Here is a 22,357-nt window from a genome sequence, read left to right as displayed (position 1 = left end):
TCCCCCTTTCCACCGCTCTTATTACTACGATGGATGTATTTTAGAAAAGAGAAAGATAGTCAATAGAAAGGCCCGCCGATGAAGTTCGTCATCAACCAGTCGGAGTTCCAAAGCGCCCTCAGCATCGTGCAGAAGGGAGCCTCCACGCGCTCGACCCTGCCCATCTTGGCAGGCATCTACATCGAAGCGCGGGGCGACTCCATCACCCTGCAGGCCACTGACCTAGAGCTTTCCATCCAGTACACCGTGAACGCCATGGTGGAGGAGGAGGGACGAGCGGTGTTTCCCGCGAAGCTGACCCTGGACGTGGTCAAGAACCTGTCCAACGCAGCGGTGTACGTGGTGGCCGAGGAGGACTCCGCGATCATCACCTGCGATACCACCTCGTTCTCGCTGAAGACGCTGGACCCCGAGGACTTCCCCGGTTTCCCGAAGGTGAGCACTGAACAGGAGATATGCATCCCATTCAACATGTTCTCCCAGATGGTGAAGCGGGTGGAGAAGATGGTGTCGCGCGACGAGAGCCGACCGATCTTCACCGGCATCCTGGTGTCGCTGGAGGGCGGTTCGCTTAAGATGGTGGCCACCGACACCTACCGGCTGGCCCTGGCTGAGGCCGACCTGGCCTGCGAAGCAGAGGACTTCCAGGCCGTGATCTCGGGCGCCTTCATGCGCGAGCTGGCCGCCCTGGCCCCCTCCGACGAGGGCATTCACCTTGCCCTGGCCGAGAACCAGATCGTGGCCCACTACCGCAACACGGTGTTCATCAACCGCCGCATCGAGGGCAACTTCCCCAACTACCGCATGCTCATCCCCGATTCCTACAACACCCGCGTGAAGGTGGACCAGCAGCGTCTGACCCAGGCCGTGCGCCGCATGAGCGTTATCGGTCGCGCCGATGCGCGGGTGGTGTTCAACATCTCCCCCGAGGCCAAGACTCTGCAGTTGACCAGCGTGGAGCAGGACGTGGGAAGCGCCCAGGAAGTGGTGTCCTGCGAAGGGGAAGGCGAGGAGCTGGCCATCTCGTTCAACTGCTCCTACGTGCTGGACGGCCTGTCGGCCCTTGGTGGCGAGGAGGCCTATCTGGAGACCACCACCAACCGGCAGCCGGGCATCTTCCGCTCCGCCGACGCCTCCGACAAGTTCCTGTACTTCGTCGTTCCCATCTCCATGTAAGAAGGCCAGCCCTTGAGGGTGCAGAGCCTGACATTGCGCGACTTCCGCAGCTACCAAGCCCTTCGTCTGGAGGGGCTTGGCATGCTGACGGTGTTCTCCGGCCGCAACGCCGCCGGGAAGACGAACCTGCTGGAGGCCCTGGCCCTGCTCACCTCCCGGTCGTCGTTTCGCAGCCCCCGTGTGCCCGAGCTGGTGCGCGAGGGTGCAGAGCGCGCCAGCGTATCCGCCGAGCTGGGGGATGGGCAGCGGCTGGTGCAGGTGGAGATGGTGGTGGACGAGGGCCGCAGGCGCTTTCGGGTGAACGGCAAGCCGAAGCAGCCCTCGGCATTGGCGGGCCTGCTGCCGTCGGTGGCCTTCACCCCCGACGACCTGGCCCTGGCCAAAGGGGGCATGGCCAGCCGCCGGGGCGCCTTGGACAGCCTGGGCGGGCAGCTGTCGGCCAACCACGACCAGGTGAGGCGTGATTTCGAGAAGGCTCTGGCCTTCAAGAACCGCCTGCTCAAAGAGGATGCCTCCGACGGCTACCTGGACAGTATCGACGAGACGCTGGCCCTGTGCGGGGCCATGCTTTCCTGCTACCGGGCCGCGCTCTTCCGTCGTCTGCAGGACGCGCTGCGGCTGTGGTACGGGCGCATCTCCGACGGCGAGGACGTGCGCGGCGAGTACCTCCCCTCGTGGCTTGACGACGAGTCGTCCGACCCGCCGGAGTTCGGCCGCGACGAGGCCCGCGAGCGCCTGCGCGCGTGCATGGCGCAACGGCGCCCCGAGGAGCGCGCACGGCGGCGCGCTGTGGTGGGACCCCATGCGGACAAGGTGCGGCTGCTGGTGGAGGGTCATGCCCTCGAGCGCTTCGGCAGCCAAGGCCAGCAGCGCAGCGCCGTGCTGGCGTGGAAGCTGGCGGAGGTGTCGGTGATCCAGGATGTGCTGTCGGTGAAGCCGGTGCTGCTGCTGGACGACGTTATGAGCGAGCTGGACGAGCGCCGCCGCCGCGCCCTGGTGGAGTACGCCGTGGGCGATATGCAGACCTTCATCACCACGGCGAACCTCGATTACTTCGACGCTTCCCTGCTAGATGCCGCCCGGGTGGTGGCGTTGCAGCGGCTGGAAGGTGTCACGACCGTCGTCTAGACCCTTCGCTGGCCTTTGTGTGGTGCGAACTAGTCCTTGCACCCATCTTGCAGAAAACCACACCGCAGCTTGCGTGTTTTAAGCGCTTATTTGACGTATACATGCAATTTAATGGGTTGGGACTCGTAAAAATTGAAAAACCATGCTTAGAATCGATGAGAATGCGTCTAAAAGCTATGTAGAGCCTCTCCGTGGGAGTTGGCTATGCTATACTTTCGCCGCTACGATGATATAAGGATCCCCCTTTCCGAACCGCGCTTGAGCGGCGGTGGGTGCCGTGCGTTTCGGACGGCTTTTCCGGGAAGGAGAGGTTTTTTCGGAACCATCGTGCGAAGGAAAGACCATTTTACAGGTTAGGAGCGTGCCAGTGGCAAGCAAACCGGATCACTACGACGGTTCAGACATTCAGGTGCTCGAGGGCCTGGAGGCTGTTCGCAAGCGTCCCGGCATGTACATCGGCTCGACCGGCCCCCGCGGTCTTCACCACCTGGTCTACGAGGTGGTAGACAACGCTGTGGACGAAGCCCTGGCCGGGTACTGCGACGAGATTAAGGTGTACATTCACCAGGACAACTCCATCACGTGCATCGACAACGGCCGCGGCATCCCCGTGGACAAGCACCCCAAGGAGAAGATCCCCACGGTGGAGGTGGTGCTCACCATTCTGCACGCCGGCGGCAAGTTCGGCGGCGAGGGCTACAAGGTTTCCGGCGGCCTGCACGGCGTGGGCGTGTCCGTGGTGAACGCCCTGTCCACCCGCGTGGAGGTACAGGTGGCCCGTGACGGCAAGAAGTATCAGATCGAGTTCACGCGCGGTAAGACTTCGACGAAGCTGCACGAGATCGGCACCTCCAAGCACAGCGGCACCTCGGTCACCTTCTGGCCCGACCCCGAGATCTTCACCGAGACCACGGTCTACGACTACGACACCCTGGCCAACCGTTTCCGTGAGATGGCGTTTCTGAACAAGGGGCTCAAGATCACCTTGTTCGACGAGCGCATCCGCGACGCCGAGGGCAACCCCCGCACCGACGTGTTCCAGTTCAAGGGCGGCATCGTGGACTTCGTGAAGTATCTTAACGAGGGCAAGGAGACGCTGAACAAGCCGGTGTACTTCGAGGCCGAGAACGAGGATGGCACCGTGGAGGTTGCCCTGCAGTGGTCCACTTCCTATTCCACGAACTCCATCCTGGCCTTCGCCAACAACATCAACACCCATGAGGGCGGCACCCACATGGACGGTTTCAAGCAGGCCATCACCCGCACCATCAACGAGTACGCCCGCAACAAGGGCCTGCTCAAGGAGAAGGACCCCAACCTCTCCGGCGACGACGCCCGCGAGGGGCTGGCTGCCATCGTGTCGGTGAAGCTGCACGACCCGCAGTTCGAGGGGCAGACGAAGACGAAGCTGGGCAACACCGAGATTCGCCCGCTGGTGCAGACCGCGGTGACCAAGGGCCTGGCCGAGTTCTTGGAGGAGAACCCCGCCCCTGCCAAGCGCATCGTGAGCAAGGCCACCCAGGCGCTCAAGGCCCGCGAGGCCGCCCGCAAGGCCCGCGAGAAGGTGCGCGAGACCAAGGGGCTCATGGACGGTTTCTCGCTGCCCGGCAAGCTGGCCGACTGTTCCTCGCGCAAGCCCGAGGAATCCGAAGTGTTCATAGTCGAGGGCGATTCCGCAGGCGGCAGTGCCAAGCAGGCGCGCGACCGCAAGTACCAGGCCATTCTGCCCCTGCGCGGCAAGATCCTAAACGTTGAGCGCGCCGGGCAGAGCCGCGCCCTTTCCAGCGACACCATCAGCTCGCTCATCACCGCCATCGGCACCAACATCGGCGAGGACTTCAACGCCGACAAGGCCCGCTACCACCGCATCATCATCATGACCGACGCCGACGTGGACGGCGCGCACATCCGCTGCTTGCTGCTCACGTTCTTCTACCGCTATATGCCCGAGCTCATCAACCGCGGCTACGTCTACATCGCTCAGCCGCCCATCTTCGGCTTGAAAAAGAAGAACTCCAAGAGCACCAAGATCGAGCGCTACATCTACGACGAGTCGGCGCTTTCCAGCATCCTGGCCGAGTACGACGACCCGGGCAAGTTCGACGTCCAGCGCTACAAGGGTTTGGGCGAGATGGACCCCGAGCAGCTGTGGGAGACCACCATGGAGCCGGCAACGCGCACGCTTCTGCAGGTGAGCATCGACGACGCCGCCGAAGCCGAGCGCGTGGTGTCCGAGCTGATGGGAGACTTGGTAGAGCCCCGCAAGGAGTTCATCCAGCGTCACGCCCGCGACGTGCGCTTCCTTGACATCTAAGGAATTTATTAAGTATTCTGCTATGTAAGTCATAACTACGAACTATGTAGTTAATAAATAAGAAAGGGTGCCCATGGCAGACGATACCAACAACCGCGAGGAAGGTGCGGAATCGTCCTTCGACGAGTTCCTCAACCGGGCGGAAGAGGACTTCGACCGCGATGACGAGGAAGTGGACGAGGCGCTGGATTCTGACGACGACGGTGATTCCGACGACGGCTTCGGCTCGCCTCTCTCGTCCACGTTCAACGCCTTCTCCGAAGAGAACCGCGCCCGCTCGCTGATCGACACCTCCACCATGGCGAACCCCCACGGGGCCATTGTGGAAGGGGCAAACGGCGGTGAGGGGACCATCGTGCGCACGGCGTACCTGGGCAAGGAGATGCAGGCTTCGTTTTTGGAGTACTCCATGTCCGTCATCGTGTCCCGCGCTCTGCCCGACGTGCGCGACGGCCTGAAGCCGGTTCATCGCCGTATCCTGTACGCCATGAACGAGAGCGGCTACACCCCCAGCCGCCCGCATATGAAGTCGGCCCGTACCGTCGGCGACGTTATCGGCAAGTACCACCCCCATGGTGATTCGGCCGTGTACGACACCATGGTGCGCCTGGCCCAGCCCTTCAGCCTGCGTGTGCCCCTGATCGACGGACACGGCAACTTCGGCTCCATCGACGGCGACTCCGCGGCCGCCATGCGTTACACCGAGGCACGCCTGGACAAGCCGGCCATGGAGCTTTTGCGCGACCTGGACAAGGAGACCGTCGATTTCCAGCCGAACTACGACGAGAGCCTCCAAGAGCCCACGGTGCTTCCTGCGCGCTTCCCGAACCTGCTGGTCAACGGCTCGAACGGCATCGCTGTGGGCATGGCCACCAATATCCCGCCCCACAACCTGGGCGAGACCATCGACGCCACCTGCCTGATGCTGGACAACCCCGAGGCGACCACCGAGGAGCTTATGAAGGCGCTCCCCGGCCCCGACTTCCCCACCGGCGGCGTGATCATGGGCCGCAAGGGTATTATTGACGCCTTCGAGACAGGCCGAGGCTCGCTTACCATCCGCGCCAAGGCTAAGGTGGAGGAGAACAAGAACGGCCGCTCCCAGATCGTGATCACCGAGATTCCCTACCAGGTGAACCGCCAGCGCCTGCTGGAGAAGCTGGGCGAGCTGGTGCGCGAGAAGAAGCTGCCGGAGATCGCCAACATCCACGACGGCGCCGACCGCCACGGCATCGACATCATCATCGAGCTGAAGAAGGACGCCATCGCCCAGGTGGTGCTCAACAAGCTGTACAAGCACACCCAGCTGCAAGTGGGGTTCGGCGTCATCATGCTGTCGCTGGTGGACGGCATTCCGCGAGTGCTCTCGCTCAAGGAGATGCTGCACTACTACATCGAGCACCAGAAGGACGTCATCACCCGCAGGACCCGCTATGAGCTGGCCAAAGCCGAGGAGCGAGCCCATATCCTGCAGGGCTACATCGTTGCCCTCGACCACATTGACGAGGCCATCTCCATCATCCGCTCGTCTCGGACCGACAAGGAGGCCGCCGGGCGCCTCACCGAGCGCTTCGGATTGGCCGAGAAGCAGATCCAAGCCATCCTTGAGATGCGTTTGCGTCGTCTGACCGGACTGGAGCGCGAGAAGATCGAGGCGGAGTTGGCCGAGCTCATGGAGCGCATCGCCTACTACAAGCGTGTGCTCGAGGACGAGGCTCTGGTTCGCCAAATCATCAAGGAGGAGTTGCAGGAGATCAAGAAGAAGTATTCCACGCCCCGCAAGACGCTCATTTCCGACGCTGCGAAGGATCTGGACGTGGAGGACCTCATCGCCGACGAGAACATGGTGGTCACGGTCACCCGTGCCGGCTATGTGAAGCGCCTGCCCGTGGCGACGTACCGTCAGCAGAAGCGCGGCGGCAAGGGCATGCAGGGCGTGAACCTGAAGGACAACGACTACGTTGAGCACCTGTTCATCGCCTCCACCCACGCCTACATGCTGTTCTTCTCCACCAAGGGCAAGGTGTATCGCCTGAAGGTCTACGAGCTGCCCGAGGCCTCGCGCCACGCCCGCGGCACGGCCATCGTGAACCTACTGCCGCTCGAGAAGGGCGAGACCATCAGCGCCGTCATCGCTTCGAAGGACTTCCCGAAGGACGAGTACCTGCTGTTCGCCACCGAGCAGGGCATGGTGAAGAAGACCTCCATGGAGCTCTACGACCGCACCCGCCGCGACGGATTGATCGCCATTAATTTGCGCGATGAGGACCGGTTGATTGCAGTGCGTCGGGTTTCCCCTGGTGAGAAGGTTATGATGGTGTCCTCGGCTGGCAAGGCCATCCTATGGGACGAGTCCGAGGCGCGTGCCATGGGACGTGACACCATGGGTGTGACCGGCATGAAGGTGCCCGCCGACGCCCGCGTGCTGGGCATGGAGATCGCCAAACCCGGCACCGACCTGTTCGTGATTACCGAGAAGGGTTACGGCAAGCGCACCCCGGTTGTCGAGTACCCCGAGCACCATAGGGCCGGCGGCGGCGTGTTCACCATTACCATGACCCAGAAGAAGGGCCTGCTGGCGGCTATGAAGATTGTCGGGCCCGAGGACGAGATTATGATCATGTCCGAAGAGGGCGTAGTGGTGCGCACCCCGGTCAAGGGCATTTCCGAGCTGGGACGCGCCACCCAGGGTGTTCGCGTAATGAACGTGGCCGACAAGGACCGCGTGACCGCCGTGGCCATCTCGTCGCGCGGCAAGAAGAAAGCCGCCGACGGCTCCACCGTGGCCAAGGGCGAGAACGACGAGATGGACGAGTCGGATATTGACGACATGGAAGGCACCGACGACGTGGTCGAGACGACGGAGGCCGTCGGACCTGCAGAGATCGAGGAAACCGAGGAATAGTCGGTCGCAACAACCATCCGAAAAGAAGGGGAGCCGCCGCGGCTCCCTTCTTTTTGCCTCATGTCAGGGGGACGGGGATGATGGCATGATTTCGAGCCAGCCGCGCCGTGCGCCGCGCTGCCTGCCAGGGGCATGCCGGGTGCCAGCATGTCAGGGGGACGGTGATGATGGCATGCTCCCTTGGCTGTGTATCCTTTAAGAGACGAAATCGTCGGGGGAGAGGGTGCTGAGGAAGGAGTGGAAGTCGGCGAGAACGGCTTCGGGGTTCTCGGATAAGGCGGCCTTATGGATATAAGGGAATGAGACGCGATCTAAGACCCTATCTTCTATAAACATAGGTGCAGACTGGCGAACAGCTAAAGATAGGGCGTCAGAAGGCCTAGAATCAAGCCGAATAAGACGGCCGTGTTGGCGAAGCAAAAGCTTCGCTTTGAAGGTGGTTCCTTTGGCGTCATCGATGATGACTTGTTCGATATGGGCGTCCAGGTTTGTCAGCGCATCCAGGAAAAGATCGTGGGTCATAGGTCGCGGATATCGGAGATGTTCCATCGAGGCGCCCAGCTGAGTGGCTTCGGTGGGGCCGATCCAGATAGGAACGATTCGGGTGATGGATTCGTCCCGCGCCTCCTCCTGGGGTTTCAATACCACGACGGATGGGGAAGGTGCCTCGCCGATGATGAGAGAAAGGATGCTGATAGGAACCACGTCGCCTTCTTCCGTAAGGTGATGGTTGGCAAAAGGGAAGATCATGGTTGACATTGTACGGGTCGTTTGGCGAGGTAGAAGCTTCAACACAGCCATCGGTTTCCAAACCGTAGGGAAGGAGTAGTTATTTAGATAGATAGTTATAAGGTAAATAGTTAATCATTTAATAATTTGTTAACAGTATATTTCGTAATTAACTAAGTAGATTGTTGATAATTATGTAGTGACAGTGTTTTAAATAACAAGTTCATTACTTATTGAGCGAAGTAAAACAATAGGTTATTAATAAGGTAAATAATGAATTAAAAACTATGTAGTTGATAACTTCTATTTGAGAAATAAGTTGATTGACCTGGTGAAAAACAACTACATAGTTAATAAAAATATAGATTATGAACACACTACTACGTAAATAGCAAGTTTGATAGAATAACAGCTATGCATTTCTCGGAAAGGAAAGACATGGCAAAGGGCAAGACGTCTTCGAATCGTACCGTTGCAGTAGCCAACCGTAAGGGGGGGTGCTGTAAAACCACTACGGTAGGCGCTCTTGCAAGCGGTCTTACCCAGCAGGGATACAAGGTTCTCGCGGTGGATATGGACCCTCAGGGCAATCTTACCGACTGGGCCGGCTTCGACACCGAGGACAAGGACACCGTGTACGAGGTGATCATGCAGCGAAGCCCGGTGAACGAGACAATCGTGCACCTCGACCGCTACGATCTGCTTCCAGCCGACGCCGCGTTGGCCAACGTGGAAGCCGAGCTGGCCAACGTGCAGGGAAGGGAGTACCGCCTGCGCGAGGCGTTGGAGCCTATAGCCTCCGAATACGACTTCATTGTTATAGATACCCCTCCTAACCTGGGATTACTTACTATCCAGTCGTTTGCAGCAGCTGCCGACGGCGTTGTGGTAACCACTGATGCCGGTTCGTTTGCCACGAAGGGAATGAGGGACCTGGCTGAGAGCCTGTCCATGACCCGCAAGTACATCAACCCCAACGCCCGGGTTATCGGCATTCTGCTTACCAAGTTCAACCCTCGCTGGAACACTATGAAGACTATGAAAGAGGTTACCGAGAAATTCAGCGAGTACTTTGATGCCCCGCTGTACCAAACCTTCATTCGGCAATCGGTAGGTGTCATGACGGCCCAGCTTGAGTCTATCGATATCTACGATATGGATAAGAGTATAGGTGCAGTAAGCGATTATCAATCGTTTGTTAAAGAGTTTATTAACAATATAACTAAGTAATTATGAGTGAATTTGAACTGGGAAAATAGGAGGATATGAAAAACGATTCAAGTATTGAATAGATAAATAACTACATAGTAAATAGTCCCATAGTTACAAACTATGGGACTATTTTGTTAAGAGTAATAAGATTAGTAGCTAAATAATCGACAATTAAGTAAAATAATAAGCAACAACACTGTAACTATGAGAGAGGGAAATCAATGAGTCGTACCGCGAAATCCGCCGACGCCTACTTCACAAAGCTTGCCGGACTCGATTCCCAAAGCGACGAGAAGCCCAAGGTGAAGTCCTCTTCCGCGAAGGCCGCAGCCGCAGCAAGCGAGTCGAAGCAGGAATTCGCGGCCATCACCATCTCTCTTCCCAAGGATATGATCGAGCGGCTGCGCATGAAGGTGTTCATGGCCAAGGCCCAGGGCGAGAAGGTCAGCATCTCCGGAGTTATTCGCGAGGCCCTGGAGAAGGAGCTTTCGTAGCCCTTGGCAAGTTGAATCGACCTACGTCTTTCGGACAGGCGTAAAAAAAACGAGCCCCTGAGAGCGATTCTTAGGGGCTCGTTGCATGAAAGACATCTAGTAGATGCTCGAAAGAGAAAACACCACCCGAGAAGGCATCTGAGCGTCTTTGAGAGAAGGAAGGTTTCCCGAAGCGTCTCGCACTGACCGATTGCTGCCCCTTAAGGATTCCTCCGCGCCCTCAGTCTGCTTCCCTTTGGCAGTCTTCGGCGGCATCACGGTTTTGGTTACGACGAACGGCGCGTCGAACAGGTTGCTGATGGACTGGTCGGTGAGAAGCGACTCCTTTGAACCGCAAGCCACCAAGCGCCCTTCCTTGAGAAGAGCCACGGTTTCAATCTCGGGCACGATGTCTTCCAGATAGTGCGTTACCAGCACGATGCCCTTCCCTTCGGCTGCGAGCTCGCTCATGGCCGCACGCACCTGGTGCATGCCCTGGGGGTCGAGCCCGGTGCACGGTTCGTCGAAGATGAGGGTTCGGGGGTCGTGGATGAGCGCCCGGGCGATGAGGACGCGCCGCGCCTGCCCGGTGGACAGCGTCAGGATATCGCGGTCGGCAAGCTCCTCGATATGCAGCCGCCTTAACGCTCGCCTTGCCGCTTGCCGGGTTTCTTCGGTGGGAGTGATGTGGGCCGGCAGCCCCAATGTTCCGAACAGGCCGCCTTCAACGATCTCGACTGCCGGAAGGTGGACGGTCATCTGGTCCTGCATGGACGAGGATACGATACCCAGCTGCTTATGAACTTCGGTCAGCACGATGCGGTCGGTTCCTTGGAACAGCACCGGCGCCCGGTCGCGGTACAGCGGCACGATCTCGCGAGTGATTAGTTTCACGAACGTCGATTTCCCCGACCCGTTGGGACCGAGCAATGCAATGGATTGGCCTTGGTCCAAGGAGAAGTCGCCGATATGAAGGATGATCTTTCCGCTGCGGCGGACTTCGGCATCGTGAAGCTGGATGAGGGGAGATGCGGTCATGGCGGCGAATCTTTCCTGATTGAGAAACGAAGAAGAGGCCATGTTACCATGACCTCTTCGCTAACGGTAATCCCAAGCTGCGGAAACGATGCTACTCGGTGCCTTCGGTTTGTTGGCCCTCGCCGTCCTGGCCCTCGCCCTCGCCGCCTTCGGTCTGGGCGTCGTCGGCCCCTTCGCCGCCTTCGGGAACGGTGCCCTGGGTCTCGTCCTCGGTGATGGTTTCGTCGACGGTTCCGTTGTCCTCGGTGGCCAGGCCGTTGGTGGCGGAGTACTGGGACATGTCCACGTTGTAGGGCACGTCCTCGGGCATGGGGTTGATCACGATGTCGGCGCTCTCGCGCTCGGAGGTCAGCCACGCCTGGTAGTTCTCGGTGCTCTTCTGGTTCTTGGCGGCGGTCTTCACCACTTCCTGGAACTCTTCGGGCAGCTCGCTCACGCTGGTGATGTTCGCGGAAACCGTGCCGTCGTCAGCGGTGGTGGTGGCAGGCTCGAAGGTGTCGGTGCACTTGATGATATGGATGCCGAACTGGCTCACCACTAGGTCACTCAGCTCACCCTTGCCAAGGCCGTCGAGGGCGGTCTGGTATTCGGTCACGAAGTTGGACAGCTTGTCCCAGCCCACATCCCCGCCGTTGGACGCGCTGCCGTCCTGCGAGTAGGTCTGAGCTGCCTCGGCGAAGTCCAGCTCGCCGGACTGCAGGCGCTCGAGCACCTCTCGGGCGGTCGCCTCGTCGTCAGCGGAGAAGAGGATGTGGCTGGAGCGCTTCGCGCCGTTGAACATGGACGAGTACATCTGGGCGTACTGCAACATCTCCTCGTCCGTGGGCTCTTCGGTGGACTCGAAGGTGGCAGTGAACTCCTGGGACACCAGCTGGCGGGCGATTTCCTGGCGGTACTCGTCCTCGGTCATGCCGGCGCCGGCCAAGGCCTCCTGCCACTTTTCATCGGAGTCGTAGTTGGACTTCATGGAGTCGACGTAGCCTTGCACGGTGGCGTCGTCGGCGACGATGCCCGCAGCCGCAGCACCTTCCTCCATGAGCTCGAGCTCGACATAGGAGTTGATGATGTTCTCGCGCAGGCTTTCCGGGGTGAGGCTCGACGCTGCCAGGTACTGCCCCCACGAGCCTTCGTCGGTCAGGCCGTACTGGGCGCGCAGCGACTCGATGTAGTTGGTGACCAGGTCTTCGGAGATGGGCTCCCCGTTCACTGTGGCGGCCACCCCTCCGGAAACGGAGCCGTCGTTGGACGAACCGGGGGCGGTGCTGGAATTAGAGCAGCCGGCCACGCCCAGGGCGCACACGGCGGAAAGGCCCAGCACGCAGGCGGATTTCATAAAGCGGGATACCTTCAAGTCTTACCCTTTCTCTGGCGCTCTTCGGTGCAGGCTTCCAAACGGACTTCTCCCTCGTCGTCCGTTGAAAAGCAAGGTTTCACCTCGTTGATTTCGCATTCTCTCACAGGGGGCAAAACTGCTGCGCCCATGCACAATATACTCACTGTGGTTTCACAGTCCGTTCGTGGGGTTTTGTTGTCAGGGAAGTGCGAACCCAGCGGCTTTCAATTGTTATTAATTAATAAACTACGCAATTATGAAAAGAGCCGCCCGAAGGCGGCTCGTTGGTCCGTTGCGCTGGCGGCCTACTTGTTCTTGTTGGCCTTCTTGCGCTCGATGGAGGACAGGATGCGCTTGCGCAGGCGGATGCTCTGGGGCGTGACCTCCACCAGCTCATCGTCCTCGATGTACTCCAGCGCCTCTTCCAGGGTGAAGGTGATCGGCGGCGTGAGCTGGATGGCCTTGTCGGCGGTAGAGGAGCGCTGGTTGCCCAGGTTCTTCGTCTTCTCCACGTTCACCACCATGTCGCCTTCCTTGGCCGACTCGCCCACGATCATGCCCTCGTAGCATTCATCACCAGGGGAAACGAACAGGCGCCCGCGCTCCTGCAGCGTGTCCAGGGCGTAGGCTACGGCCTTGCCGGTGGACATGGCGATCATGCCGCCGTTCTTGCGCCCGGACATTTCGCCGGAATAGGGGCCGTATTCCTTGAAGTGGTGGAACAGCACCGCTTCGCCGTGGGTGGCGTTCAGGATGCGGGTCTTCAGGCCCATCGTGCCGCGGGAAGGGATGGAGAAGGTGAGGTGCGTGGTGGTCTCGTCGGAAGCCATGTCCTCCATGATGCCGCCAGCCGAGCCCATGACCTCGATGGCCTTGCCCGCATAGTCGTTGGGAACGTCCACGGTGGCCTCTTCGATGGGTTCGAGCTTGCTGCCGTCCTCCGCGATTTTATAGACCACCTGCGGACGGCCCACCTGGAACTCGAATCCCTCGCGGCGCATGGATTCCATGAGCACGGACAGGTGCAGCACGCCTCGGCCGGCCACACGCACGCCGGTCTTGTCCTCCAGCTCGTCGATGCGCATGGAGATGTTGCTCTCCTTCTCGCGCATGAGGCGCTCCTTCAGCTGGCGCGCGCCCACGATGTCGCCTTCGCGGCCGATGAGCGGGCTGGTGGAGGCTTCGAACACGACCGCCATGGTGGGCTCCTCCACGGCGATGGGCTCCATTTCCACAGGGTTCTCGACGTCGGTGATAATGTCGCCGATGTCGGCGTCCTCGATGCCGATGACCGCCACGATGTCGCCGGCATCCGCTGCCGTGACCTCGGCTTTCCCCAGATTCTCGAAGGTGTACACCTTGCGGATTTGGGCTTTGCGCGAGCTTCCGTCGGGCTTTACCACCAGCACCTGCTCCTTCTCGTGCAGGGTGCCGCTGGACAGGCGACCCACGCCGATGCGGCCTTCGTAGGAGCTGTGGTCGACGGTGCACACCTGCAGTGCCACCGGGCCGTCCACGTTCACGTCGGGGGCGGGGACCTCGCGCAGGATGGTGTCGAGCAGCGGGATCATGTCCATATTGCCGTCGTTGGGATCCATGCGCGCGTAGCCGTTGACCGCCGAGGCATAAACCACGGGGAAGTCTAGCTGCTCGTCGGAGGCGCCCAGTTCCACCATCAGGTCGAACACCTTGTCGACGGCCCCTTCGGTGTCGGCGTTGGGGCGGTCGATCTTGTTCACCACTACCACGATGCGAAGCCCTCGCTCAAGGGCGTGGGACAGCACGAAGCGGGTCTGGGGCTTGGGGCCTTCGTAGGCGTCCACGATCAGCAGCGCGCCGTCGGCCATGTTCAGCACGCGTTCCACCTCGCCGCCGAAGTCGGCATGGCCCGGGGTGTCGATGACGTTGATCTTCACGCCCTTGTAGGTGATGGAGATGTTTTTGGAAAGGATGGTGATGCCGCGCTCGCGCTCCTGGTCGTTGCTGTCCAGCACGCGCTCTTCCACTTGCTGGTTCTCGCGGAACACGTGGGAGGACCACAGCAGGCGGTCCACCAGGGTGGTCTTGCCGTGGTCGACGTGGGCGATAATGGCGACGTTGCGGATGTTCTCTTGCTTCATGGGTTCTCCTATCGAATAAGCCGTTGCATTGTACGCTTAATCCGTCCGCCCGCGCCGCCGAAGCGCCGGGCGGTCACGGAAAACCGCGAAGAATCCCCCGAACTCAGCATCTCGGAGGATGGGAGTTTCGGGCGCCAGGGTTTTTCGGCCCCAAGAGCCCAGGCCCCCGGCTTCAGACCAGCTCCGGTCCCGCACCCCCCGAGAAAGTTGCGGGCGAGAGCGGGCCTTCTTCAGGCGACTGCGCTTCGGGCGGCCATGCCCTTCTCTGGGTGCCGGCAACTGCGTTTCGATTGGTTACTCTGCGCCGTCCAGTTCGTCCAGGATGGCCTTCTCTTCGGCGCGCAGTTCGGCGATGTGATCGTTTAAGGTGTTGATGTTGCGTTGGCTGGACAGCAGCGAGACCACGCCCCAAATGGCCGCAGCCGACGCGATGCCGCCGATGGCCTTGAAGGCACCCGGGCGACGGATGGCTATGAACGCCACGATACCGCCGACCACCATCATAATCAGCGCGTTGCGGCGCTCGTCCAGAAGGGCGTCGCGCTGTTTGACCAGCTGAGTGCGGGCCGCCTGGATGCCGGCGAGCCGCGCTTCGGCCTGTTGGTGCTGGTAGCGGGCGGAGGCACGGCGCGAGGCGGGGTCGTCGCTCATCGACGAGGTGCCTCCCCGCCGCGATTTCCGGGCGGCGCTGCTGGTCAGATATTCGTAGGCTTCCTGCAGGTTCTTGAACTGCTCGGTGGCGCGTTCCTGCAGTTTCTTGTTCGAGGCGAACCGGTCGGGATGCAGAATCTGGACCGTCTCCTTGTAGGCAATCTTGATGTCCTGATCGGTGGCGTCTTCGTCAAGCCCCAGCAGGCGCAATGCTTCGATGCGGTTCATAGGCCTCGTTTCAGCGGTTTCGTTTCGGCAATCCTAGCACGCTCGGGCGAGGCCGCTTCTTGTCAAGGCTGTGAAGATGGCAATTTCCCAAAATACTTCTTGACCCTGCCATGAGTGCGGCGCTATGATATTCAAGCACTTTTTCGCGGGCCCGTAGCTCAGTTGGTTAGAGCGCACGCCTGATAAGCGTGAGGTCGCTGGTTCAAATCCATTCGGGCCCACCATTTTCGCGATAAACGCTCCACCGTGAGCCGAGTTTGCCGGTGGAGCGTTTATTATATCCAGATGCGGAAACGGTATGCGGAAAGGGCAGCTTGCCAAGGTTTTCTCTCGCCTTCGCCAAGAGCAACCAGCGCTGTGTTGAGTGCTTGAGGCGACAGCGGCGGCGCGGCCGTTTGGGCTGCCGGGTAGCTTCGGCAAGACGCGCGGTTTCTGCAGCGATGCGGATTCCGAAACGGGGCATTAGCTCAGCTGGGAGAGCGCGGGCTTTGCAAGCCTGAGGTCAGGGGTTCGATCCCCCTATGCTCCACCATAGGAGAATTAGACGAACACCTTCGGGTGTTCGTCTTTGTTTCTACCAGTCTTTGCCATGGCAACATCAGCCGAGCCCCCCGTTTCGGCTACTATGCGGCTCGGCGCACGGTCGTCATAGTCGCGAGATGTAGAAAGGCCCGATGAAGGGGTTTTTCTTTTTATGTGTCTTACCAGGTGCTATACCTTGAGCAGGTAATCGTCTGCCGACGGGCTCCCGCGCGCTTTCTCACCGCAAGTCGCCTCTCTATTTCCTGCTATTTCGCTCGCAACGTGTGCCTTATTCAGGAGGGATTCTTTCGACTACTGGTCTTTGTGCGCAGTTAGGGGCTTCGGGTGGCGAATGGTACACGGTTCGCGAAAGCGGGGCGGTGATGGGGTACACTGCAGCAAAACCTCTTTCCACTGAGCTCTACGAAGCGGAGGCCCTATGGTTGCCCGACTGTCGCGCGTTATCCCCATGCTGCTGGTGCTGGCGGTTGCGGCTGCCGTGGTGTACGTGTTCGTTGCTTACACGAAGTCGCCGCTTCGGGCGAAAGAGGTGGTCATCAAGATGTTCCTGGCCATCACCGGCGCGCTTTCGGTGTTTTTTGCGCTGTTCACTTTGTACTCGCTGTTCGAGTCGAACGAGGGTGTGTTCGATTTGGCGGTCAGTTTTCTGATCACGGCGCTGGTGGGTCTGGGGGTTACCTTGCTGAGCCGGTGGCGGTTCCTGAAGAATCATCCGAACTACCGTATCAAGCCCGATCGCGCTTCGGCTCGCGGGCGCTCGCCCTTCGGCGGCACCGGCGCGGGCGGCGGCCCCTTTGCAGGTGGATCGGATGGTGCGGGCAATCCTTTTTCGGGGTCGGGCGGCTCAGGTGGCGCCGGCGGCCAGCGTAGCGCTGGAGGAGGCTACACCCCCGGCCCCACGGCGCAGGTTCCCGGAGGAGGCATCGTGACCCTCATCCGCCTGCTCATGCGCGTAATGGGCAGGTAGGGAGGTTGCTGCTGGCGGCCCGTTCGTTTGCGCACGGCTGTCCACACCTGACGCCGCTCGCGCCCGGCAGCTCGCATCGCGTCCTCCTCTGCGTCCCCCATGTGCTCGAAGCTGTTTCTGTGCGCGGCTGCCCGCGACCGCCGGCTCTGCACTTCCCCATGCAAGCGATGCCGTTTCTGCATGCTTTCATGCAACCGAAGCCGCCCTTGCGCTCCCGCCTGCAACCGACGATGCTTCTGCACGCTCTCGCCTGCAACCCAGCCCGTTTCCGTCCGCCCGCGTGTAACCGATGACGGTTATGGCAGCCGAAACGTGCCATAAACGTCATCGGTTACAGGAAATCGTGCATAACCGTCTTCCGTTACAGCTTTTTCTGCCACAAACGTCATCGGTTACATGGGGACGTGCAGGAACGCCGCGGGCTACGTGGGAGCGTGCAGGAACGCCGTGGGCTTCGCGGTGCGATGGGCTTGCTGAAGCCGTGTGCGAGGGGTCGGCAAACCCAAGCGCGGCAGGACCTGCGGTGTTGTGTGGCAGGGCAAGCAAGCTCCTATCGCACGGCGCCTGTTGATTGGAGGCTATGGGGTCGCTATCGAAAGCGCGGCCCAGGCTGCCGTCCTAGCGAATCTCACGGCTCGGCGCACTTCGCAGTTCCGGTAACCCACAACTGCCGTGAGCCTCTTCACCTCGGCAACCCGCAACCCGATGAATTCCGCAGCTCTGACAACCCTCAACCCTGGCGCAATCTGCAGCCCTAGTGGACCTCGCAGATTCTGCAACCTGCAACTCCGACGTACCCCCGCAGCCCTGGCGTCCCGCAGTCCCAGTGAGCCCGCAGCCCCGGCGAAGCGGTCGACAGCGCGCCCAGCGCCTTCGGGTCCTGCATCTCTTCGCCGCGCGGCTTTCAATCGGAGAGCTCTATGGCGGCGAACAGGGCGTCGAGCTCGGTGAACGAGTGCACACCCAGCTTGCGGTAGATGTTCTGCGTGTGGTTGCGGACGGTGTAGATGGAGATGTAGCACTCCTCGCTGATCTGCCGCGCCCGCTTGCCCTGCGCCAGCTTCACCAGAATCTCCTGCTCGCGCTGGCTAAGACGATGCTCGTGGGTAAGCTTGGCGGCCTTGCGCTCGATAAGCTGGTCACGGAACTGCTGCGCGGTGTAGTTGCGCCGCAGGCCCCACCACTTGCGCAGCTCGCTGTCTTTGCCGATCCAGAAAGTTCCCAACGTGAATGCGGAGAACACGATGATGGTGATAATGGCGACAGCCTGGATGTTGCCCGCAATGTCGGTCATGGCCAGCCCCGCGCCCAGCAAGATTCCCACGAAGCTGCCGATGCTTTTGAAGAGGATGCCGGCGGCTGCGATAGTAGTAGGAGACAGCACGGTGTTGCGCATCATGAGGAAGCAGCCCATGGCGAACAGGACGTTGTAATAGGACAGTCCGAACTCTTCGAGTGCGGCAGATAGCACGTAGGCGTCTGTGACGGGTATCAGCAGAAACCCTATGATCGACAAGGGGAACACTACGCCGCGAATCTTCTGCCACAGTTCCTCTTCGAAAGTGAGGTTACGCAAGGTCCCCAAAGCGAAGAGCGCTGCAAGGACGGTGCCGACGCAATCAACCGAGCGGCGGACATTCCCGCCAAGCCCGAAGCCAACCCCAAGCATGGAATGGAAAAGTCCCAGTCCGAAACCGTAGAACGCCAGGTGCGTAATGAGCGGGCGCCAAGCCTTACGGCCTTGGACCGTTTCGCCAGCTCCGGTAGCACAGGCGGGCGCGAGAGAGGCCGGCAGCTCGGTTTTATCCCAGGCCATCAGCGAGCACACCAGCGGAAACGCTCCTGCAACGAACCCGGCGGAAAAACCAACGCCCGCAACGACCGCCGGTATCACCCACGAGCCGTACACCTTCGAAACGATCAGCGACGCAACGGTCACAAGCAGCATCGTCTGGCGTCCCAACGTTGCGACGTTCGAGAACAGAAACACGAAGGGAAAAACGATCAGCACGGATATGGCCAGATGGGACGCAAGAACGAAACCCCAAGGTCCTCCCAAGCCCACCGTGGCGAAAGGAATGGCGCCTAACAGAAGCAGAGGGACGAGCGTTTTCCTTGCGAAAGCACCCTGCATTACTGCTTCCCGCCTTCGAAGAGCAAGAGCGATGAGGCTTCCCGTCGCGAGTCCGAGCGGCCCTACAGCGCAGTTAAGAAAGCCGTCCAAGGGTCCGCCTGTAAGGGAGAAGAAGGTGATATCGGTTGAGGGAAAACAACGATGAAGCTCGTGGAACAGGTTCCAATAGGCGAACAGACCCGTGGTCGCGACAAGCAGCGCCACAGGCGTTTTGCTCTTACCGCGACTTTCGGGCGGCGTATCGCTTCGGTTCTTGTTCTTCGCAGGGGCCATCGGTTCTCCTTCTGGGGAAATTCTACTTCGTTTCTCGGCGCCGGAGGGAGAAAGGGTCTTTGCGTTTTGGCTGGTAAAACGAAATTGATTAATTAATTACTAGGTTGTTGGGGTCTGCTCGCCACGATAGTTGTTTTTTGAACTGGGTCTTGCACGGAGCCGTTTCTACTATGGAAGGCGACGTGCGGGTGCCCGAGCAGGCGGGGGAGGAAGCTGCCGGTGCGGCTCCCGCGAAGGGTTCGGCTTGTCAAAGAGGCGAGCTGGACGAGGAGAAGGAGAGGAGTGGGGCCAATGAGGAAGGCTCAAGAAGCACGGAGGCCTTGGTCGGCCAGGCGCTTCGCCACCGTGGCGCTCGCGGGTGTGATGGTGGCCTCGGTGGTGGCGCTGGCGGCATGCTCGCCCGCACCGAGCAACAGCGTATCGAAGGACGCTCCGGAACCGGTAGCGTCGGCGGAAGAGCCCGCAGCCGTATCGGACGACGCGGCCGCTGCGGACGATACCGCCTCTAAGCTGGAGTCCATGGGGTATTCGAACTTTCTGAACAACGACTCGGGGGATTACGCCACGAACTTCTACACCGAAGGGTTCGTGAATGCAGGCAACCGCGGCTGCAACGCATGCCATGATGATTTGTGGGAAACGATCAAGGACCTGAGCCCTATCCAGCACCTGGCTTCGTCCAAGCCCGGCTATGGCCAGAAGGCCGACTGGACCGACTGCTCCTTCTGCCATTCGGGAGGCGCAGCGCTGGGCGGTGTGTGGCTGCGCGATCCTATCCATATCGCGCACCTGAGCAACGAGATGTTCGTGAAGGAGCTGAACGGCAACTGCTTCAGCTGCCATGCGCTCGATGGGGAAGGCAACTACCAGATCTGGGACTACTACAAGCACTCCGACCAGATGGGCGGCTACAAGCAGGCTGGCGCTGATGGCACCATGGGCTGGGTGGCCGGTCGTACGTGGGAAACCGATACCATCGGCGGCGTCACCGTGGCCCGCGACATGGCCATGGATGTGAAGATGGACCAGGAGCCTTCCGCTCGCGAGGACATGTACCAGGCTTCCAACTACGTTATCCCCGAGCTGGATGCGGCCGATTGGACGCTCACCATTACCGGCACGAATAACGATCGCACCTTCACCTACGAGGACCTGAAGGCTCTTCCGCAGACCGAGATGACCATCGCCATGATGTGTGGCGCCAACGGTGTCGGCAGCTATCAGATCGGCAACGTGGTCGTGAAGGGCGTGCTGCTCAAGGACCTCATCGAAGCCTGCGGCGGCGTGCAGGACGGCATAATTTCCGTGGGGCCGAATGCGGCGGACGGCTGGCGCTTCCCCTCGCCGATGCTTACCTACGATTTGCAGTCTATGCTTGACCAGAACGCCATCCTTATGATGGAGCGCTGGGGTGAGCCTTTGACGGTAGAGGAGGGCTTCCCTGTGGCTCTGGCTACTCCGGGCACGCCGGCTGGCGGTTGGAGCAAGTGGCTGACGGGCATCGACTTCTCCGAGCAGCAGGGTCTGCCAGACACCGGCGCCATGTTCACTACTCCCGAGTATATCGAGACGCCCAGCGCTCCCGGAGCTACCTCCTATGGCAGCATGATCAACTCCGGTTGGTTCAACCCCGCCAACGACGGCGAGGTATTCAAGGCTGGGCAGCCGATCGAGCTTGAGGGCTATGCCTACGTGTGGGCTTTTGGCGACCGCAAGCTGGACCAGATTGCCTTCAGTTCTGATTACGGCACCACCTGGACCGTCGTTGACGTGCCCGACGACTTCGACCCGGTGCAGTGGACTCACTGGACCGCCACCTGGACACCCGACGAGCCCGGCACCTACGAGCTGTACGTGTGCGCTGTGTCCGAGGCGAAGGGCTGGCAGCAGTATCCGTCCGCCATCACCGTGGTTGTGGAATAGGAGTTGACGATGACTATGGAAAAGACCGTGAACATGAAAGTGGCGGGCGTTGCTTCGGCGGCCATTCTGCTGGCCGGCTCGGGCGCTGCGGCGGTAGCGGCTCCTGCGGTAGCGGCCCCTGTTGCGGACAACGCGGCTGTGGCCGGCGCCGACTCGGTTGCGGCTGCGACTGCGGCGGGGAAGAGCGTGGCGTCGCCGATAGACGGTGCGTTCCTGTTCAGCCAGGAAATGACCACCACCAACGACGTGGTTCGCGCGGTGTTTACGAAGGCCTCGGCGGTGCTGTGCTCGTCGCTGCCCCAGTACAGCGTGGCCGCATCCGGCGAGCCGGTGCTGGTGACCGGGCCTGACGGCTCGGTGCTGGGGACCGTGGACGAGCTTGCCTCAGGCGATGGCTCGACGGTGATGGTGGGCTGCGCGTGCGCGTCCAACACGGCCGGCGGCGGCGCTATTGCTAATGTCGGCGTGAGTGGCACCACTCTGGCGGCGCTCATTGCTGCGGTAAACGCCTAGAATCGGTCACCCCGCGTTTGCGCCGCGTCTGCGAGCGGAGGTGGTTGCACGCGCGCCGATCTGGCGGCGGTGTTCGCAAGCCGTAAGCCACAAGCTGCGAGTCGCTGGCTGCGGACCGCGGGTTTCCTCAGAGGCCCGCAGCCCTGCGGCCCCGCGGCCGGCAACTAAGCGGTCTGTCCTTCGGGGCGGGCCGCTTTTTTCACGCGCAGAAGCACCGAAGGGCCGGTCGTTGCGAGGGTTGCGTTCCAGAGGTGCGGCGTGCCGTGGGCGGCCTCCCGTCCCAACGCATCGGGCGCCGATTGCGCTCGGTTTCTCGTTGCAGGTGCCGAATGCGTCCGGTGGCCTGTAACCGGAGCCGTTTCTGTGTGTCTTCTGGCGCCCGATCCCGTTTCGACGCGCTCGCCTGCAACCGATCCCGTCCCTGTGGGCCCGCGTGCAACCGATGACGGTTATGGCAGCCGAAACGTGCCATAAACGTCATCGGTTACAGGAAATCGTACATAAACGTCTTCTATTACAGTATTTTCTGCCATAACCGTCGTTCGTTACATGGATGAGTACAGAAACGTCGCCGCCCGAGTCGTCCAGCATCGCCGTGTTCGCGCGCAAGATTCTCAACAGAACAGAGGACCCCTCCAAGCCGTGCTATCTGCAGCTGCTGGCGCGAAGACTACCGCCTGGGCGACAAGTCCATGCT

At 60.7% G+C, this 22,357-nt stretch carries 15 protein-coding genes and 2 tRNA genes; 11 read left to right on the top strand and 6 right to left on the bottom strand.

Annotated features, from left to right (window positions below; genetic code table 11):
* The first annotated feature begins 78 nt into the window (after positions 1-78).
* From dnaN to gyrA, 4 genes are all read left to right on the top strand, one after another.
* Positions 79-1,176 carry a DNA polymerase III subunit beta gene (gene dnaN / locus NFR41_RS08590; protein ID WP_160213214.1) on the top strand — a complete coding sequence of 366 codons (1,098 nt, stop codon included), beginning with the start codon at positions 79-81 and terminating at the stop codon, positions 1,174-1,176.
* Positions 1,177-1,194: 18 nt separating this feature from the next.
* The gene (gene recF / locus NFR41_RS08585; RefSeq protein ID WP_251231530.1) at positions 1,195-2,304 is read left to right on the top strand and encodes a DNA replication/repair protein RecF; all 1,110 of its coding nucleotides are present in this window, start codon (positions 1,195-1,197) and stop codon (positions 2,302-2,304) included.
* Between the two features lie 367 nt (positions 2,305-2,671).
* Positions 2,672-4,618, top strand: a complete 1,947-nt coding sequence (gene gyrB / locus NFR41_RS08580; RefSeq protein ID WP_251231508.1) for a DNA topoisomerase (ATP-hydrolyzing) subunit B — start codon at positions 2,672-2,674, stop codon at positions 4,616-4,618.
* Positions 4,619-4,691: 73 nt separating this feature from the next.
* Positions 4,692-7,523, top strand: a complete 2,832-nt coding sequence (gene gyrA, locus NFR41_RS08575) for a DNA gyrase subunit A (RefSeq protein ID WP_285833868.1) — start codon at positions 4,692-4,694, stop codon at positions 7,521-7,523.
* Positions 7,524-7,718: 195 nt separating this feature from the next.
* Here gyrA and NFR41_RS08570 read toward each other — a convergent pair whose 3' ends face one another.
* Positions 7,719-8,282 (bottom strand): bifunctional nuclease family protein, encoded by a 564-nt coding sequence (locus tag NFR41_RS08570; RefSeq protein ID WP_251231507.1) that lies wholly within the window; start codon positions 8,280-8,282, stop codon positions 7,719-7,721.
* A 408-nt stretch (positions 8,283-8,690) separates the two neighbouring features.
* Between NFR41_RS08570 and NFR41_RS08565 the strand changes: the two genes are divergently transcribed.
* Entirely contained in the window at positions 8,691-9,482 is a 792-nt protein-coding gene (locus tag NFR41_RS08565; RefSeq protein ID WP_251231506.1) for a ParA family protein, read from the top strand.
* A 203-nt stretch (positions 9,483-9,685) separates the two neighbouring features.
* Entirely contained in the window at positions 9,686-9,958 is a 273-nt protein-coding gene (locus tag NFR41_RS08560; RefSeq protein WP_251231505.1) for a ribbon-helix-helix domain-containing protein, read from the top strand.
* 96 nt (positions 9,959-10,054) lie between these two features.
* Here the strand turns inward: NFR41_RS08560 and NFR41_RS08555 are convergent, their stop codons facing one another.
* The 4 genes from NFR41_RS08555 to NFR41_RS08540 all read right to left on the bottom strand — a co-directional run bounded on the left by NFR41_RS08555 (position 10,055) and on the right by NFR41_RS08540 (position 15,307).
* Positions 10,055-10,975: an ABC transporter ATP-binding protein gene (locus tag NFR41_RS08555; RefSeq protein ID WP_160213236.1), complete on the bottom strand. Its 921-nt coding sequence runs from the start codon at positions 10,973-10,975 to the stop codon at positions 10,055-10,057.
* 91 nt (positions 10,976-11,066) lie between these two features.
* Entirely contained in the window at positions 11,067-12,308 is a 1,242-nt protein-coding gene (locus NFR41_RS08550) for a peptidylprolyl isomerase (RefSeq protein ID WP_160213237.1), read from the bottom strand.
* A 305-nt stretch (positions 12,309-12,613) separates the two neighbouring features.
* Positions 12,614-14,428 carry a translational GTPase TypA gene (typA, locus tag NFR41_RS08545; RefSeq protein WP_251231504.1) on the bottom strand — a complete coding sequence of 605 codons (1,815 nt, stop codon included), beginning with the start codon at positions 14,426-14,428 and terminating at the stop codon, positions 12,614-12,616.
* Between the two features lie 294 nt (positions 14,429-14,722).
* On the bottom strand, positions 14,723-15,307 hold the full coding sequence (locus NFR41_RS08540) for a J domain-containing protein (protein WP_251231503.1): 585 nt from the start codon (positions 15,305-15,307) through the stop codon (positions 14,723-14,725).
* Between the two features lie 147 nt (positions 15,308-15,454).
* On the opposite strand from NFR41_RS08540, the gene NFR41_RS08535 reads away from it, so the two are divergent.
* The 3 genes from NFR41_RS08535 (at position 15,455) to NFR41_RS10520 (ending at position 16,817) form a co-directional block, all read left to right on the top strand.
* Positions 15,455-15,531, top strand: a tRNA-Ile gene (locus NFR41_RS08535).
* Positions 15,532-15,763: 232 nt separating this feature from the next.
* Positions 15,764-15,839, top strand: a tRNA-Ala gene (locus tag NFR41_RS08530).
* Between the two features lie 429 nt (positions 15,840-16,268).
* On the top strand, positions 16,269-16,817 hold the full coding sequence (locus tag NFR41_RS10520; protein WP_285833867.1) for a hypothetical protein: 549 nt from the start codon (positions 16,269-16,271) through the stop codon (positions 16,815-16,817).
* 904 nt (positions 16,818-17,721) lie between these two features.
* Here the strand turns inward: NFR41_RS10520 and NFR41_RS08520 are convergent.
* The gene (locus NFR41_RS08520) at positions 17,722-19,224 is read right to left on the bottom strand and encodes a helix-turn-helix transcriptional regulator (RefSeq protein ID WP_251231502.1); all 1,503 of its coding nucleotides are present in this window, start codon (positions 19,222-19,224) and stop codon (positions 17,722-17,724) included.
* Positions 19,225-19,515: 291 nt separating this feature from the next.
* Here NFR41_RS08520 and NFR41_RS08515 point away from each other — a divergent pair, with 291 nt between their 5' ends.
* Together NFR41_RS08515 and NFR41_RS08510 are read left to right on the top strand one after the other, a co-directional pair.
* Positions 19,516-21,147: a molybdopterin-dependent oxidoreductase gene (locus tag NFR41_RS08515; RefSeq protein WP_251231501.1), complete on the top strand. Its 1,632-nt coding sequence runs from the start codon at positions 19,516-19,518 to the stop codon at positions 21,145-21,147.
* A gap of 9 nt (positions 21,148-21,156) precedes the next feature.
* Positions 21,157-21,660, top strand: coding sequence for a hypothetical protein (locus NFR41_RS08510; protein ID WP_160213491.1), 504 nt, complete (start codon positions 21,157-21,159; stop codon positions 21,658-21,660).
* Positions 21,661-22,357: the final 697 nt, after the last annotated feature.

Origin of the sequence: Adlercreutzia aquisgranensis, assembly GCF_943193145.1 — a bacterium.
GTDB classification, from domain to species: Bacteria; Actinomycetota; Coriobacteriia; order Coriobacteriales; family Eggerthellaceae; genus Xiamenia; species Xiamenia aquisgranensis.
This window is presented reverse-complemented; position numbering and strand designations above follow the sequence as displayed.

What these genes read in the sequence shown, in the direction of transcription:
- dnaN (WP_160213214.1), top strand. Translation starts at nt 79, where the DNA reads ATGAAGTTCGTCATCAACCAGTCGGAGTTCCAAAGCGCCCTCAGCATC.
- gyrA (WP_285833868.1), top strand. Translation starts at nt 4,692, where the DNA reads ATGGCAGACGATACCAACAACCGCGAGGAAGGTGCGGAATCGTCCTTC.
- NFR41_RS08570 (WP_251231507.1), bottom strand. Translation starts at nt 8,282, where the DNA reads ATGTCAACCATGATCTTCCCTTTTGCCAACCATCACCTTACGGAAGAA.
- NFR41_RS08565 (WP_251231506.1), top strand. Translation starts at nt 8,691, where the DNA reads ATGGCAAAGGGCAAGACGTCTTCGAATCGTACCGTTGCAGTAGCCAAC.
- NFR41_RS08560 (WP_251231505.1), top strand. Translation starts at nt 9,686, where the DNA reads ATGAGTCGTACCGCGAAATCCGCCGACGCCTACTTCACAAAGCTTGCC.
- NFR41_RS08555 (WP_160213236.1), bottom strand. Translation starts at nt 10,975, where the DNA reads ATGACCGCATCTCCCCTCATCCAGCTTCACGATGCCGAAGTCCGCCGC.
- NFR41_RS08550 (WP_160213237.1), bottom strand. Translation starts at nt 12,308, where the DNA reads ATGAAATCCGCCTGCGTGCTGGGCCTTTCCGCCGTGTGCGCCCTGGGC.
- typA (WP_251231504.1), bottom strand. Translation starts at nt 14,428, where the DNA reads ATGAAGCAAGAGAACATCCGCAACGTCGCCATTATCGCCCACGTCGAC.
- NFR41_RS08540 (WP_251231503.1), bottom strand. Translation starts at nt 15,307, where the DNA reads ATGAACCGCATCGAAGCATTGCGCCTGCTGGGGCTTGACGAAGACGCC.
- NFR41_RS10520 (WP_285833867.1), top strand. Translation starts at nt 16,269, where the DNA reads ATGGTTGCCCGACTGTCGCGCGTTATCCCCATGCTGCTGGTGCTGGCG.
- NFR41_RS08520 (WP_251231502.1), bottom strand. Translation starts at nt 19,224, where the DNA reads ATGGCCCCTGCGAAGAACAAGAACCGAAGCGATACGCCGCCCGAAAGT.
- NFR41_RS08515 (WP_251231501.1), top strand. Translation starts at nt 19,516, where the DNA reads ATGAGGAAGGCTCAAGAAGCACGGAGGCCTTGGTCGGCCAGGCGCTTC.
- NFR41_RS08510 (WP_160213491.1), top strand. Translation starts at nt 21,157, where the DNA reads ATGACTATGGAAAAGACCGTGAACATGAAAGTGGCGGGCGTTGCTTCG.